8 protein-coding genes are annotated in these 15930 nt (G+C 36.7%); 5 read left to right on the top strand and 3 right to left on the bottom strand.

The genetic code is table 11. From position 1 onward, the window contains the following. Positions 1 to 111 precede the first annotated feature (111 nt). From CG11_RS19820 to CG11_RS19810, 3 genes are all read left to right on the top strand, one after another. A complete protein-coding gene (locus tag CG11_RS19820) occupies positions 112 to 2247 on the top strand; it encodes a S46 family peptidase (RefSeq protein ID WP_052598580.1) in 2136 nt (711 codons plus the stop codon). Between the two features lie 468 nt (positions 2248 to 2715). Next, positions 2716 to 5547, top strand: a complete 2832-nt coding sequence (locus CG11_RS19815) for a T9SS type A sorting domain-containing protein (RefSeq protein WP_052598579.1) — start codon at positions 2716 to 2718, stop codon at positions 5545 to 5547. A 633-nt stretch (positions 5548 to 6180) separates the two neighbouring features. Further along, complete coding sequence (locus tag CG11_RS19810) at positions 6181 to 9006, top strand: T9SS type A sorting domain-containing protein (protein ID WP_081909606.1); 2826 nt, start codon at positions 6181 to 6183, stop codon at positions 9004 to 9006. Between the two features lie 355 nt (positions 9007 to 9361). Here the strand turns inward: CG11_RS19810 and CG11_RS19805 are convergent, their stop codons facing one another. Beyond that, positions 9362 to 11128: a DEAD/DEAH box helicase gene (locus CG11_RS19805; RefSeq protein ID WP_052598709.1), complete on the bottom strand. Its 1767-nt coding sequence runs from the start codon at positions 11126 to 11128 to the stop codon at positions 9362 to 9364. A 381-nt stretch (positions 11129 to 11509) separates the two neighbouring features. Between CG11_RS19805 and CG11_RS19800 the strand changes: the two genes are divergently transcribed. After that, on the top strand, positions 11510 to 12100 hold the full coding sequence (locus tag CG11_RS19800) for a hypothetical protein (RefSeq protein ID WP_052598577.1): 591 nt from the start codon (positions 11510 to 11512) through the stop codon (positions 12098 to 12100). Positions 12101 to 12205: 105 nt separating this feature from the next. On the opposite strand, the gene CG11_RS19795 is transcribed toward CG11_RS19800, so the two are convergent. Continuing rightward, positions 12206 to 13549, bottom strand: a complete 1344-nt coding sequence (locus tag CG11_RS19795; protein WP_052598576.1) for a hypothetical protein — start codon at positions 13547 to 13549, stop codon at positions 12206 to 12208. Positions 13550 to 14133: 584 nt separating this feature from the next. On the opposite strand from CG11_RS19795, the gene CG11_RS19790 reads away from it, so the two are divergent. Then, positions 14134 to 15141: a DUF3667 domain-containing protein gene (locus tag CG11_RS19790; RefSeq protein WP_052598575.1), complete on the top strand. Its 1008-nt coding sequence runs from the start codon at positions 14134 to 14136 to the stop codon at positions 15139 to 15141. Here the strand turns inward: CG11_RS19790 and CG11_RS19785 are convergent. Then, positions 15138 to 15923: a phosphatase PAP2 family protein gene (locus CG11_RS19785; RefSeq protein WP_052598574.1), complete on the bottom strand. Its 786-nt coding sequence runs from the start codon at positions 15921 to 15923 to the stop codon at positions 15138 to 15140. The genes CG11_RS19790 and CG11_RS19785 overlap by 4 nt on opposite strands. Between the last annotated feature and the right edge of the window lie 7 nt (positions 15924 to 15930).

Below are 15930 nucleotides of genomic sequence, written 5' to 3'. Positions count from 1 at the left end.
TCATCACTTCGTCGAATAGAATTGCAATAAGAGCAGGTTTAAAATTAAAATAAAATTAAAATTTGTAACTTTAGCCATTATACTTATCTGATTTGTAAAAAAGTGTTCAACATGAAAAATTTTGTTCTTTTAGTTGCCTTATTATTCACCTTTCAAAGCAACCTCTTTGCCGTAGAAGGCATGTGGATTCCCTCTTTGATTGATATGTTTCATTCTGATATGAAAACGTATGGATTAAAGTTGAGTCCCGAAGAAATTTATTCGACTAATAAATCTAGTTTAAAAGATGCTATCGTACAATTTAACGGTGGCTGTACAGCAGAAATTGTCTCTGAAGAAGGCTTACTATTTACCAACCACCATTGTGGATTTAGTGCTATTCAACGCCATTCTTCATTAGAAAACGATTATCTAAAGAATGGTTTTTGGGCAAAAAGTAAAGCAGAAGAACTTGCTTGCCCTTGGTTGAGAGTTACCTTTGTCAAAGAAATTAGAGATGTTACGAAAGAAGTACTTGAAGGACTTACAGACGAAATTGTTGGCGCAGAACGTGGCAAAATTATCATGCAAAATATCGCAAAACTAGAAGCTGCGGAAGCATCAGATGCTTCAATTTCTGCTAAGATCAAAGCGTTTAATTTGGGCAATCAGTTCTATATGTTAATCACTCAAGATTACAATGATATTCGCTTGGTAGGTGCTCCTCCTTCTGCTATTGGCAAATATGGTGGCGATACTGACAACTGGGTATGGCCTCGCCATACAGGTGATTTTGCGGTGTTCAGAATTTATGCCGACAACAACAATAACTCTGCAAAACACGACAAAGCAAATGTACCTTACAAACCAGCTCATTTCTTGCCTATTAGCCTAAAACCTAAAAAAGAGGGCGACTTTACTATGGTATATGGTTTTCCTGGTAGCACCGATCAACATTTTCCTTCTGAAAAATTGAGCTTTTATATGGACGTAGAACGTCCTGCAAGAATTGCGATGCGTCAAGCAAGTTTAGATTTGATCAAACCTGCTATGAATAGCAGCGACGAAATTCGCATCAAATACGCTTCTAAACAAGCTCGTATTGCTAATGCTTGGAAAAAATGGATTGGGCAAATTGGTGGGTTGAAAGAACTAAATGCCTTGGATAAAAAGATTGCTTGGGAAAAAACGTATCGTGAAAAAGCTTCTGAAAAATCTGCTTGGACACGCTATAAAAACGTTTTGGCAGAGCTGAACCGTATTCAAGAAGAAAATAGCAATTATGAGTTTGCTCGTTCTATGTTCATAGAGTACTTTTATGTTGGACCTGAAATGCTACGTTTTGCACACGATTTTAATGCCTTAGCCAACAACTACAAAGAACTAGAAGAAAAAGGAAAGGTAGAAGACGAAATCAAGCGTCTACAAGGAAAAGCCAAAAGCTTTTTCAAAGATTATGACAAAAACTTGGACGAACAAATCTTCAATAAGTTGACACCAATGTACATTGACTTTCTAAATAGTAGTGAATTTCTACCCAAAGGATTCAAAGAAAATTGGAAGAAAAATGGGGAAAAAATCTATGCGAAGTCAATGCTCATGAATTTGGATCAAATTGAATCAATGCTTTCCAAATTTTCTGAAAAATCCTGCAAAAAACTGCAAAAAGATCCTGCTCTAATGATGGCAAATGAGTTGTACAATCATTTTGTTAGCAATACCAACCCTTCTTATGTTGGCTTTGCAAGAGAAGAACAGGCTTTGATGAAAATTTATGTCGAAGGAATTTTGACTATGTTCCCTGAGAAAAAAACTTGGGCCGATGCCAACTCTACCATGCGTATTGCTTATGGAAAAGTAGAAGGTTCTGCCCCTGTTGATGGCATGAAATATTTGCATTACTCTACGATGAAGGGAATTATGCAAAAATATGATCCCAATAATCCTGATTTCCAATTGACAGATCGCTTCTTAAAATTATACAAAGAAGGTGATTGGGGTGCCTACGAACAAGATGGTGAACTTTGGGTTTGCTTTACGGCTTCTAATCACACAACGGGTGGCAACTCTGGTAGCCCTGTAATTGATGCTGATGGAAATTTGATGGGTATTAACTTTGATAGAAGTTGGGAAAGTACCATGAGTGACTTTATGTTTGACGAGTCAAGATGTCGTAATATTGTGGTAGATGCTCGGTATGTTCTTTGGGTCATCGACAAATATGGTGAAGCTGGGCATTTGATTAAAGAAATGAAACTGGTTAAATAATATATGGCTATTATTAAGCTTCTATAGCTTGGCAAACAAGCTGTTAAGGAGATCAATTTCTAGGTAGAAATTGGTCTCTTTTTTTTCTACAGGTACCAATATATCTGCTACTTTTATATGCCTTTATATTGTATTTTTTTTAGAAAAGCTGCTTTTCTATGAACATTTAATACAACAATGTGTTTTACTAATATCTGATCAAATTAACGTTCATGATATTCTATCAATCCCTTAACCTTCACCAAAGGGCATCATGAGCACAAAAATTAATATTTTAGACTAAGCAAAAAAACAAATTGTTTTTATAGTAAATCTAATGCAAAATTGGAAGGCTTCCTTGTGTCCGATCTTAAAATTTGGATCATATTGGAAGAAACAATTTTGTAGGGCTTGCTATACCCTATATTGAAGTATTGATTTTTGAAATGTATGAAATCCTATTTTTTCACTAAAAAAAAGATACAATAAATGAAACCACTATTTACACTATTCATACTTATCATAACTAGCTCCCTACTATCAGCACAAAATATCAATTACGAATCTCGGATTACTAGTTTTTTTGGTAGTTCTTCTTGCGGAAATGATCCAGGCAACGCAAGTCTTGAAGAACATACTTGGCATGGCTACATTTCGGATGATGTTAATACTGCCGAAACTAGCTCTGGATGTATTCAATGTGACAGAAATGGTGATTGCGCCCGTACAGGAAGTTACGCTATTCGCAACCAATATAACGTTACTGCTACACAAATTCGAACTCGTATTGACGCTTGGGAAGACGATGCTGGTGCTCGTTGTGATTTTGATGTAAGTGGAAATGGTGATGATTGCCGAGCCAATCAAACTTGTGTATATAATTTTACTAATCCTCTTGAGTATCAATGGACCAACTTCGACCAGACTTGTGGAACAAGTGATTATAACATGAATACATTCTATCGTTATCGTTATGCTACGGTTGCTCTTTCTGATGCTGTTGAAAATTCGGAATTATACACTACAGGAGGAAATCGTCCTTTTTGGGGCTCACGAGGCAATTGGTCTAATGTAGGTAACGACTGTGCTACTTCTGGTACTATCTCTGACAATCAGACATCTAGTTTAATGACAACGGTTAGCTGTAAAAGTCAAATTACGTTTCAATGGAGAGTTTCCTCTGAATTAGGTGCTGACTGGTTAGAAGTCTACATCAATGGTGTTCGCAGAGATAGAATATCGGGTATACAAGGATGGACAACAAGAACAATTAATTTAGATTTTGGAGATAATACAATAGAATGGAGATATGCTAAAAATGGAGCTATTTCTGTCGGCGAAGATAGAGGCTATATTGACCAAGTAGCGTTTGTCAATGCCAACACCATTAATCCAGGTAGTATCTCTGGTAATCAAACTATTTGCTCTGAAGGAGACCCTAGTAATTTGGCTTCTACTAATCCAGGAGAAATCTATTCCAATACCCCAATCTATCAGTGGCAATTTAGCAACGATAATTCTAATTGGATTAATATAGGTAGCTCTAATGGATTGAGTTACGATCCACCTAGTGGCTTGATTCAAACTCGTTATTATAGAAGACGTTTGCAAGATGGATGTGGAAACACAGCTTACTCTAATACGGTAACGGTTACTGTCAATCCTCTGCCCAATGCCGATTTGTTAAGCCCGCCTGCTATCTGCCCTGGAGGTTCTGCTAACGTTGTTTTTGATGCTTATGCTGGTACAGGACCTTGGGATATTGTTTACAATGGAGTTAGCTTAAATAATATTTCTTCTGGAACAAATATTAACGTTGCTCCAGCCAGTACAACTACTTATAGTCTAAGTTCTATTACGGATGACAATGGTTGCGTTAGGACAATTGGTTTTGGTTCCAATGCCAAAGTTATTGTTAATACAAATTCAACCGATCCAACCATTACCCCCGTTTCTGGCAAACAATGCCCCAACACAACCATGACCTTGTCTGCGAATGGAGGAACCGAAGGTACAGGCTCTAACATCCAATGGTACACGGGTCCCAATGGGACAGGCAGTCATATCGGAACGGGTAACACTATTAATATTGTTCCAACTAGTACAACTACTTACTACGCTCGTCGTGAAGGAACATGCAACACAACAAATGACGATTCAGAAGTTGTTGATGTAAAAAACTATATCTATACTCCTGTAGGCGTAACACAATCTGTCGATTATTGTACGGATAATAATGGCTGGCATCACTTCTTTGATGCGAATGACGACATTATTTTCTCTGTCAGTGGCGACTTATCTGGAGCAACGTCAACGCCTACTATTGCCATTAACAACAATGGCAGTTACTATCAAACAACAGTTGGTGCTGTTGGTTCTTGTGCCAATGGTTGGACACCAGGAGAAGAATTTTTTGAATTGCCTCGTAGTTGGAATGTTGAGTTTTCAGGAGCATTAAATCCTCCTTACGAGGTACGCTATTATTTTCCTCTCAACGAAAAAACAGACGTAGAGAATGCTGCAATCAATCATATGGCAACAAATTCAGATTGTAATTATACCTACAAGTATTCTTATCCCAATGGCTTTTATTGGTTCAAAAATATTGGTTCTACTTACAATGCCCCTCAATTCGATGAGCCGACAAAACTATCAGGCAACAATGGTAGTGTCAATGGCATTAATTATTCACAAATAACAGGTATTACAAGCTTCTCTGGAGGATCAGGTGCTGTTGCATTAACGCCAGATCCAGGTTTGCCTGTTGAATTAACAACCTTTAAAGGTTGGAACGAGAAAACTTCTAATGTTTTACAATGGATGACAGAAACAGAGCTAAACAATGACCGTTTTGAAATTGAGCGCAGCATCAATCCACAAGAAGGATTTGTAAAAATTGCTACGGTTGATGGAGCAGGAACAAGCAACCAACCTCTTAGCTACTTATTTGAAGATCAAAATCCTATGTTAGGGGTTAATTATTACCGATTACGACAAATAGACTTTGATGGTACTTATACCTATTCTAATATTATCGCTATTGAGGTTGAAGGTACAAAAGGCAAACAAATGTTTTTCCCTAACCCAACATCAGCTATAGTTAATTATCAATTAGATGCCAGCCAAGAAGAAATGTTATCCATTACAATTATGGACATTCTAGGAAAAACATTGTATCAAACAAATTATCAAATCACACTAGGTATTAACACGACTTCGATTGACTTGAGCGATTATACTTCTGGCACTTATATTGTCAAAATTCAAAACAATCAAGGCAAGGTAATTGCAACAGAAAAAATTGTAAAACACATAGAGTAATTCGTCCGTCACAAGCCCTTTATTAAAAAAATATTTTATATTATAATAGTAGTTCGTTGATTTTTTACTTTTTCACCAAAAAGATAAAAAAGCACATTTATATTAGTTTGATAATCAAAATTTTAACATAAAACGCAATAAAATCGCAACTTACTGATTATCAAACTAATAAAGTTTTTCAACGAACTATTGTTATAATACTCCATTGATTTAATTACCAGTCTTTTAGTGCAAAAATAACAGAAACGCATCTTACTAATAATCAACTGCGAAGCACTCCTGCAATACCACGTAGTAGCAGCAAAGCTAACTAAAAGCGTAGCGCTCACGAAGTACCACGTAGTAGCAGCGAGGCTAAACTAATACGATTTTGCAACGGAGTAATAGTATTAGAAATTTGATATAAATATCAAATGAAAAAGCTTATCTCATTCGAGGTGAGCTTTTTTTATTGTTCTATCTCCTGCTAGGGATTAATTCCCTAATAATGTTCACACTTTTGTGTCAAAAAATCATATAATTTCAAGTTTATTTCCCTTACTAAAGTTAAAGTATTGTTTATTAGGTATTAATAACGTATTTTTAAACTTGCTTGATTTTATTCCCTTATACAATTATTACACAAATTTACTTATGAAACCACTATTTACAATAGTTATGTTAATGGCTAGTGCTTCTCTCCTACTAGCTCAAAACATTGATTATGAATCTCGAATTACACAATTCTACGGTAGCAACTGTGGCGGAGAGGCATTCAACGAAGAACACACTTGGAAAGGATGGATTAGTGACAACGTAAATACAGCCGAAACTTACTCTGGTTGTGTTACAAGAGATCACAACGGCGCTGTGACACACACGGGTTCATGGGCTACTAGAAATCGATACAATGTCACCGCTACTCAAATTAGAACAAGAATTGATTCTTGGGAAGACGACATCGGCGATCGTTGTGATTTTAACACAAGTTTCTTCAATGATGATGACTGTCGAGCCAACCAAACTTGTACTTATAATTTTACCACCCCATTAGAATATCAATGGACCAACACAAATAGGACTTGTGGTACAGGCGATTACAATATGAATACATTTTATCGTTATCGCTATGCTACAACAAGTATTCCTAATGCTGTTGAAAACACAGCGGAAACATTCACAACTAGTGGCTCAAGACCTTTCTGGGGTTCTAGAGGTGCTTGGTCAAGTGTTGGTGGCGATTGTGCCACTTCTGGAACAATTACACACAACCAAACTTCTAGCTTTTCGACCACTGTTTCTTGCAAAAGTCAAGTCGTTTTTAGATGGAGAGTATCTTCAGAAGCCAATTATGACTATTTAGAAATTTATGTCAATGGGGTACGTAGAGACCGAATTTCAGGGACTGTCGGTTGGGCAACTAGAACCATAAATTTAGATTTTGGAAATAATACCGTAGAATGGCGTTATGACAAAGATGGCTCTGTTTCTTCAGGGGAAGATAGAGGTTATGTGGATGAAATCCGTTTTATTGACGCCACCAATAATAACCCAGGCAGCATCACAGGAAACCAAAGCATTTGTTCTGGAGGCAACCCTAGCAATTTCCCTTCTGCAACTGCGGGGCAAGCTTATACGACTACCCTTAATTATCAATGGCAATATAGTAATAACAATAGCACATGGACAAATATAGGGGGAGCAACGGGACTAGCCTACGACCCTCCTGCTGGGTTAACACAAACTCGTTATTATAGAAGACGACTTTTGGATGGTTGCGGACTGGTAAGTTATACCAATACGGTTACAGTTACGGTAAATCCATTGCCTAATGGAAACTTGTCAAGTGGTGCACCAATTTGTCAAGGCAATTCGAGTACAATTACATTCAACCCTACTGCGGGGGCAGGACCTTGGGATATTGTTTATAATGGTAATACATTAAACAATATTGCTGCTGGCACCAACATTCCTGTTACTCCAGGAAGTACAACTACCTATACATTAAGCTCTATTACTGATAACAATGGATGTGTGCGAACGACGGGATTAGGTAGTCCAACAACCGTTGTTGTAAATACCAATTCTACTGCTCCTACCATTGCTAGTGTTTCGGGCAAAGCTTGCCCTAACTCTACCATCGCCTTAACAGCCAGTGGAGGTGCGGCAGGAACTGGATCTAATATCGTTTGGTATACTGGTCCTAATGGAACGGGAACAGCGCTAGGTGTTGGAAATTCAATTAGCGTTACTCCTAATAGTTCGACAACTTACTATGCTCGTAGAGAAGGCACTTGCAATACAACCAACGATGATACCGAATTAGTAACGGTAAAAGACTTTGTCTACACTCCCATTGGTGGCACTACTTCTGTAGGTTATTGTACAGACAATGCAGGATGGAACCATTTTTATGATTTAAATGATAACATTATTTTTTCAATAGAAGGCGATTTGACAGGGGCAACTGTAGCTCCTGTTGTAACAATTACCAATAATGGTAGCTATTATCAAACTACTGTTGGAGCTGCGGGTCTTTGTATCAATGGCTTGAGTCCTGGTGAAGAATTTTTTGAATTGCCTCGCAGTTGGAATGTAAACTTCTTGGGAACCTTAAATCCTCCTTACAATGTTCGTTACTACTTCCCTGCTAGTGAAAAAACAGATTTAGAGACAGCTGCTGCCAACCATATTGCAGCGAATACAGCTTGTAATTATACCTACAAATATCCTAACCCAAATGGTTTCTATTGGTTTAAAAATGAAGGAACAACTTATCTTCCTCCTCTATTTGATCAACCAACCAAATTATCGGCAACAACAGGCACCATTGGAGGAATCAACTATTCAGAAATTACAGGTATCACCAGTTTCTCTGGTGGTGCAGGAGGAATCGCTCTATCTCCTGATACAGACTTACCAGTAGAGTTTGCCAATTTTAAAGGTTGGAACGATCATGCTGTGAATGTATTGCAATGGGTTACAGAAACGGAGCTTAACAACGAACGTTTTGAGATTGAACGTAGTATAGACCCACAAAATGGGTTTACAACAATTGGTGTAGTTAGTGGTGCTGGAAATAGCACGGAAAAATTAACTTACTTATTTGAGGATACGGCTCCTATGTTGGGAACCAATTATTACCGTTTGCGCCAAGTAGATTTTGATGGCACCTATACCTATTCAAAAATCATTGCGATCAATGTCAATGGTCTAAAGGGAACTCAGGTATTTTTCCCTAATCCAACATTGGGCGTTGTCAGTTACCAATTTAGTTCCACTAAAGAAGAAACACTTCATATCTCTATTATTGATGTGCTTGGAAAAACAGTATCAGAAACGTTTTATCAAACTACTCCTGGTATTAACACTAAAAGAATTGACTTAGAAGCTTATCCTGCGGGAACTTATTTAATCAAAGTTCAAAATAGTACAGGCGAAATTATGGCAACGGAGCGTATTGTCAAAAAAGCACCTTAATACTCAATAGTTAGCTTTGCTACTATATAAAATTTAATACTAAAAATGCCTCTATTCTTTCTGAGAAGTAGAGGCATTTTTCTATTTTTTATAGAATCGTTTCTTTAGACTTTTTAGAAGTTGTTAAAAAATAGTAGTTCGTTGATTAGTTCGCTACGCTCATGAGGGCGCAAGCTTAGTTTTTTACTTTTTTACCAAAAAGACAAAAAAGCACATTTATATTATCCTGATAATCAAAATTTTAACACAAAACGCAACAAAAGCACAATTTGCTGATTATCAAACTAATAAAGTTTAGCTGCGCTGCTACTGCGTGGTTTCAACGAACTATTGAAAAAAATTATTCTTCAAATATCTAATAACGTTTTTTCTTTGATTTAAAAGACTTCCCACGTTTGCCACTTCTTCCCCCATCTCTTGATTTCCCTTCTTTATTTCTCTTAAATTTTCCGCCGCCACCAGAACGACCTCTACTGCCACCATCTCTTCTTCCCTCTCTTCGGTCTGATGTACGCTCAATCAATACGTCAACACCAGCTATCTTATTTTTGCTAGAGCTAGCCAACATCTTATCTTCGTATGCCTTATCAATTTCAAAAAAGGAAAACCCTTTCATGATTTCGATTTTTCCAATTTCAACACCTTTTACTCTTAAACTGTCATTGATCAGCCCAATCATTCTAGGAGCAGTCATTTTGTGTTTCGACCCAACATTGACATAAAAACGAGCAAAACTAGAGTTGTCACCACGGTCACGTCTTCTACGATCTTCACGCGAACGTCTACCTTCTTTTCCTGGTGTTATGTTTAGATCTGGTGCATTTTTGTAGTAACTCAAAAAACGCTCAAACTCTAGAGTAACAAATTTTTGAAGAATTTCTTCTTTTGAGAAGTTTGAAAGTTGTTCGTATACTGTTGGCAAAAACTTCTCAATACTAGGGTCAACTTCAGTAGTTGCAATCTTATTAATCGTCGTGTACATACGTTTTTCGCAAACTTGCTCTCCCGTGGGTATCAATCGACGTTCAAATTTTTGACCAATTTTCTTTTCTAAGATACGAATCTTATGCGTTTCTTTGGCTGTTAGCAAAGCAATGGAAGTTCCTTTGTTTCCAGCACGTCCTGTACGACCACTTCTGTGAATATAATTCTCAAGTTGATCTGGGATTTTGTAATGCAAAACATGCGTCAAGTTGTTCACATCAATACCTCGAGCAGCAACATCAGTTGCTACCAATAATTGAATATTTTTCTTGCGGAAACGCCCCATTACATAATCACGCTGAGCTTGTGACAAGTCCCCATGTAGCGCATCTGCTGAATAACCATCCGCCATCAACCAATCTGCCACCTCTTTGGTTTCTGCACGAGTACGACAAAAAACGATTCCATACATTTCAGGAGAAATATCTGCGATGCGTTTTAACGCACGATAACGATCCGAAGAACGAGCAACGCAGTAAACATGTTTAACGTCTAAATTGGCAGAGTTTCTTGAACTTACCTCAATTTTTTCGGGATTACGCATGTAATTTTCTGCAATTGCATCAATTTCTCTAGGCATGGTTGCTGAGAATAATAGCCCTTGCTTGTCTTCGGGAGTAGAAGCCAAAATAGCATCCAACTCATCTTTGAAACCCATTGTCAACATTTCATCGGCTTCATCCAACACCAAGAAATTGATACCACTAATATCTAATTTGCGACGTTCAATAAGATCTCGAACACGCCCAGGTGTGCCTACAACAATATGACAACCTTTTCTCAATTGACGAATTTGCCCATCTATTGGCGCTCCTCCATAAACAGAAACAGTCTCAATCCCTCTTTCATATTTTGTATAATCGGCAATATCTTTGGCTATTTGGATACACAACTCACGCGTAGGACACAATACCAAAGCCTGAATGGTTCTGGATTTTTTATCTAATTTATGAATAATGGGTAGGCTAAATGCGGCGGTTTTGCCTGTCCCTGTTTGAGCCAAAGCAACCAAATCTTGGTCAGACTCTAAGACAAAGGGAATAGCTTGCTCTTGTACTTTTGTTGGATTTTCAAATCCTAAATCATCTAGAGCTTTTAATACATTGGGGGTTAACCCCAAATCCTCAAATGTTGACATTTTTTCTGTTTCAACGTGTAAAAATACAATACTTCGTAAAGAAAATTGATACAAAGATGCTTTTTTGTTGCTGTGATAGCAGAGCAATAAAGCTACGAAGTACTAAAAATTAAATATAGCCGCTTAATTCCCCCGTACTCAAAAAAACCATAAAGCAAAAGCGCATTAAGAACATGCTTAAATTGACCGCAAAGGTACGTTTTTTTTTACAACTAAAAGACCTTTTCCCTAAACTATTCTAAAGTTCTTATTTTCAAAGATTTGACTAATAGATATAATTCGGAAACTTTTGCCTTGTTTTATTGTTCTAATAAACATTATCAAAACAATTGAATTAATTTTATACCTTTAGGGCTATTTCTCATAACAATATCTAAAATCATGTTTTATTCCGCCATTGGTTATCTATTAACACTATTTATGGCTTTTACCATAATACCTTTAGTTGCTTTCTTTTTGAGAATGCTTTTAATTATGCTCTTTTCCAGAATTTACTGGGGTTTTACGGGCAATAAGTCTCCTGTCAACTTGTTACAGTTTTCGATCAAACTGGCACATCCTATTGGCTTTACAACAGCTATATTTCATGGATTTGCAGCTTTGTGGATGGGGGTTGTTTTCTTTAATGGAATGGATTTGAAACTAGATTTATTTCTACCTGGAATTTTAATTTTCACCTTCATTTGGTTTGGCATCAAACGCATTAATAATCCTGCGAAAGTCAATGTTGACAATAGAATTACCACTACCGACTCGGAAGGACAAGAAACGACTATTATTATTAACCCAGAAATAGAAGACAACTTAACAACAGAGCCATTAGGACAAGATCCTATGAAAATACTCAACGAACAAATGAAAAATCAATTAAAGGATCAAACCAAAGAATTTATCCAAGGTAATACCATTATTGGTTTAATTGGAAAAGTTACAGGAGTTGTCTTAGGAGCCATGTCCTACATTCCTTTTTAGCCAGTCCTTATTTAGGTGCTACCAAAGAGTTAGAACCAAATAATAAAAATATTTGCCTAAGCTTGGAAAAGGATTCTAGTCCAAAGTTTTAGGCATTTTTTCATTCTAATCAACCCAAATCCACTCCTGCTGTTGATGGTTTTTACTACTAATCTGTACCCAATACAATCCTGTCGGCAATTCTTCTACTGTCAAATCAAAAGTCGCTTCCGTAGTGTACATCTGATAAGTTCTTCTAACAACTACTTGATTCAATGAATTTTTGATAACAACTTCCAACACTTCCCCTCTATCGGCACGTATGTATAGTGCTAAGTTAATTTGATCTAATACTAATTGAGGAGACAATACCACTCTATGCTCTGTCGGCTGCTTGGCAATAAATACAGTGGGGCTATAAGCCAACCGATTCCCATCTTGATACTCTTTTTTTAGACGATAATAATTGTCCTTCTCTTGATCAAAAACCAACCGAGCACCATAAGGGTTTTGAAAATTATTGATTCCTATACTAGGCTTTTCACTCGCTTTAGACCACTGTTGATGATCTGTACTGTGCTCTATAACATAGTCTTCGTTGCTATATTCATGTACACCAATCCAACGCAACATCACTCGATCCAGCTTAGGAATGTCTAATTGCAATTCCAAAACATCTGATTGTATAAAAACAGGCGGAGAAGCATTTGGGCAACTAGTCCCATCTCCTATCGTTTTATCCAAAGGGTTATTATAATGATAAAATACATTTTCTTTTTCATTAATTTCCACAAAATAGCTTCCCCCTTTGCGTGTCATAAACATACGTCCATCCTTCGTCATCCATGTATTGGCTTGCTCCCTTGTATGTCCTGTTGGTAAGTCATAGACTTGTTTTCCAATAACCACTTCTTTGGTGTATAAATCCAAATATTGTATTCTGGACTTTACACCAATACTATATAAAACCTTTTTAATTGGATGATAAGATAAATTTGTCAAAGCCCCTCTCATCGGATTTCTACTTTTGGTAAATCGTCCTGTCTGTATATCCACCCAATACAAACTATCTTCTTGAGGAGCATAGGCACAAAAAATCCCCTCAATCAATGCACCTTTAGTTAATTGAACAGATAATGGATTGCCATTTCTTTCATCAATAGGAACCCATAAAGGCTGTATAGCGCCAGATTGATAAATGCGAAGTAATTCATGTGTGGTGGTATCAAAACTATACAGCAAGCCATCGTCTGTACAGTACGCTAATGCACTTAGAGAGCGTTCAAATCGAGGGAGTATGGGTACCCAAAGTATTTCTCCTTTCGCATTTACGGACAAAATATGCAACTGATTATCAACCAACTGATAAAACCCTGAATGGCAAGAAAATGCGTAAGGCTCTACAACATTTTGAGCTTGTACATTTGTTCTATTGACTATAAATAATAAGATAATGAGTATTCGGTACATTGACAGATTTATCTTGATGATAATAAATAATACTCCGTTGATTATTATTCGCTTTGTTACTCCCTTCGGTCGTGAGCTCGCTATGCTCGGTTCGCTCATGAGAGCGCAAGGCTAGTTCCCTCTGGTCACGAGCTTGGGCTTTTGTGCTACTAGCACAAGCCTACTCGGCAAGCTTAGTTACCAAAAAGATAAAAAATCCATGAAGTATTGTAAATAGACACCGACTATATGAATAGTGTTGCAAATTGTCTGGCGTAGCGGTCTCGTATTTTGAGACCATCCATGTTTTTTCTATACAAAGATAGAAGTATTTAAGTAAGTGGACAGAAAAAAGTATAGTTAAAAATGTAATTGTTTTTAGTGCTGTTCAAAGAAAAAAATTGAAGTTTTAGTGGGCTAAAACGAGATTTTTTGATGAAGAACAGTGCAAAAAGAATTCTATTTTGCCTATAAATTTTTATGAACGATTACTTAATTGTTAGAAGTTTACTAAATAAAAATTAGTTTGAGTATATTCGAGTTAAATGCAATGTATTAATTCTACAGTTAGCTACGCTACTACTCCATTCTAATAACCGTATCCAATGAAACCAACCAAACACTTATGCCAAAGTTGCCATTGCTTAGTTGATGAAGGCTCTAATTTTTGCAGTGTTTGTGGACAAAAAAAGATTACCAAACCACTTTCTTTTAAAGAACTAGTAGGAGATTTTTTTTCTAATTTATTTTCATTAGATTCCAAGTTTTTTCGCACATATGGTGGATTAATATTTTCTCCTGGTAAGTTAACTAGAGAATATACAAAAGGTAGACGCCAACTCTATTACACTCCCATTCGTTTATTTTTATTTGGGTTAACTATTGCCTTTATTCTGCTCAACTTTGTCCTTGCTGACCTCCAAAAATTTGGACAAGATATGGATAAGAATGTCCAGATTGAATTGTATAAAGACTCCCTTCGCACGCAATTTTTTCTTGCCTTTCCAGATTCTACTGACCACCAAATGATTGATAGTCTATTAGATCAAAACAATATATTAAAGGGACTTGGCAACTCATTTCTTTCCTTTGGGAGCGACGATAATATTCTTATGGAAGATTTATACAAGCTAGATGGGGAAGAAATTATTAACAAGTACAACATAAGAGGTTTCTTTCAAAAACAATTTGTCATACAACTATCTAAGGCAATCAAGACACCAGGAAATTTTCAAATTTACTTGCTAAGCCATATTTCTTGGATTATTTTAGTTTCCATCCCATTTATTGCGCTGCTACTAAAATCATTATACATACGACGCGAGAGAACTTATATTGAGCACATCGTATATGCATTGCACCTTCATACGTTTATCTTTATGGCTTGTACGATCTTGTTTATTTACTTATTAATTAACAACAATCACCTACTTGGTCCTATCCTATATACTTTAATTGTTATTGGCGTTTATTTTATTCTTTCGTTAAAAAACGCTTATCAACAATCAGCAATCAAAACCAGCTTCAAAGTTATTTTATTTTTATTATTTTATCCTCTTATTATTACTATTGCCCTTTCTATCTTTTTAGTAATCAACTTTTTTGCCTTTTAAAAACTCACAGAAGGTTTAACAGCTTTCTTTTTCTGAAACAAATCAATTCGATGCAATTCAGGAATTAAAAAACCAATTGCCGCCCCTACTAAATAACCTGTTACCACATCTGTCCAAAAATGCTTGCCTGCCTGTTGCCTCAACACCCCTGTTACGGCAGGAAAAGTAGCTGCTGCTGCCCATACCCAAGGAATAGCTTTGCTTCCTTTGTTATAATCTTGAAAAATTTTAGCCGTCATAAAACACATTGCTGCCGTCATAGAGGTATGCCCAGAAAAGAAAGCATATTGGGCATCTTTTTCTTGTTTATAATGCAGAGCAACATTTTCGTTGTACACAAATGGACGAGGACGTCTAACGATATTTTTGGTCAAACTAGTCAAAGCTCCTGTCAAAGCAATCGTTTCAGCATACATCAATCCAATTTTTAAATAATCTTTGCGAACCTTGCGATCTGCTAACAATGTAAACGGTACCGCAAAACTTGTATACAAAAAAACATCGCTAACCCTCGCCACTAGCATCGACCAGTTATAAGTCGCTGCTTGATCTACGCCCCACACATCCCTTCGGTTCAAAGAATTGATATAACTTTCTGACAAAACAGGTGTTTGGCTATCCAAGATTAAATAAGTTACCCCTGCGCCTACTGCTGTAGTGATAATTGGAACATCCACTGCCCAAGATAGACGGTATGGAGAGGAAAATGTAGTTGAATTATCTTGCCCAAAGCTCCCCCAATAACTAAGTAAAAGAAGGTAAACTACCAATAACTTTTTCATTGATTTG

It is taken from the genome of Aureispira sp. CCB-QB1 (genome assembly GCF_000724545.1).
In the GTDB taxonomy this organism is placed as follows: domain Bacteria; phylum Bacteroidota; class Bacteroidia; order Chitinophagales; family Saprospiraceae; genus Aureispira.
This window is presented reverse-complemented; position numbering and strand designations above follow the sequence as displayed.

Excerpts from the sequence above, each read along its gene's own strand:
- CG11_RS19785 (WP_052598574.1), bottom strand. The coding sequence starts at position 15,923 with ATGAAAAAGTTATTGGTAGTTTACCTTCTTTTACTTAGTTATTGGGGG.
- CG11_RS19810 (WP_081909606.1), top strand. The coding sequence starts at position 6,181 with ATGAAACCACTATTTACAATAGTTATGTTAATGGCTAGTGCTTCTCTC.
- CG11_RS19820 (WP_052598580.1), top strand. The coding sequence starts at position 112 with ATGAAAAATTTTGTTCTTTTAGTTGCCTTATTATTCACCTTTCAAAGC.
- CG11_RS19815 (WP_052598579.1), top strand. The coding sequence starts at position 2,716 with ATGAAACCACTATTTACACTATTCATACTTATCATAACTAGCTCCCTA.
- CG11_RS19790 (WP_052598575.1), top strand. The coding sequence starts at position 14,134 with ATGAAACCAACCAAACACTTATGCCAAAGTTGCCATTGCTTAGTTGAT.
- CG11_RS19800 (WP_052598577.1), top strand. The coding sequence starts at position 11,510 with ATGTTTTATTCCGCCATTGGTTATCTATTAACACTATTTATGGCTTTT.
- CG11_RS19805 (WP_052598709.1), bottom strand. The coding sequence starts at position 11,128 with ATGTCAACATTTGAGGATTTGGGGTTAACCCCCAATGTATTAAAAGCT.
- CG11_RS19795 (WP_052598576.1), bottom strand. The coding sequence starts at position 13,549 with ATGTACCGAATACTCATTATCTTATTATTTATAGTCAATAGAACAAAT.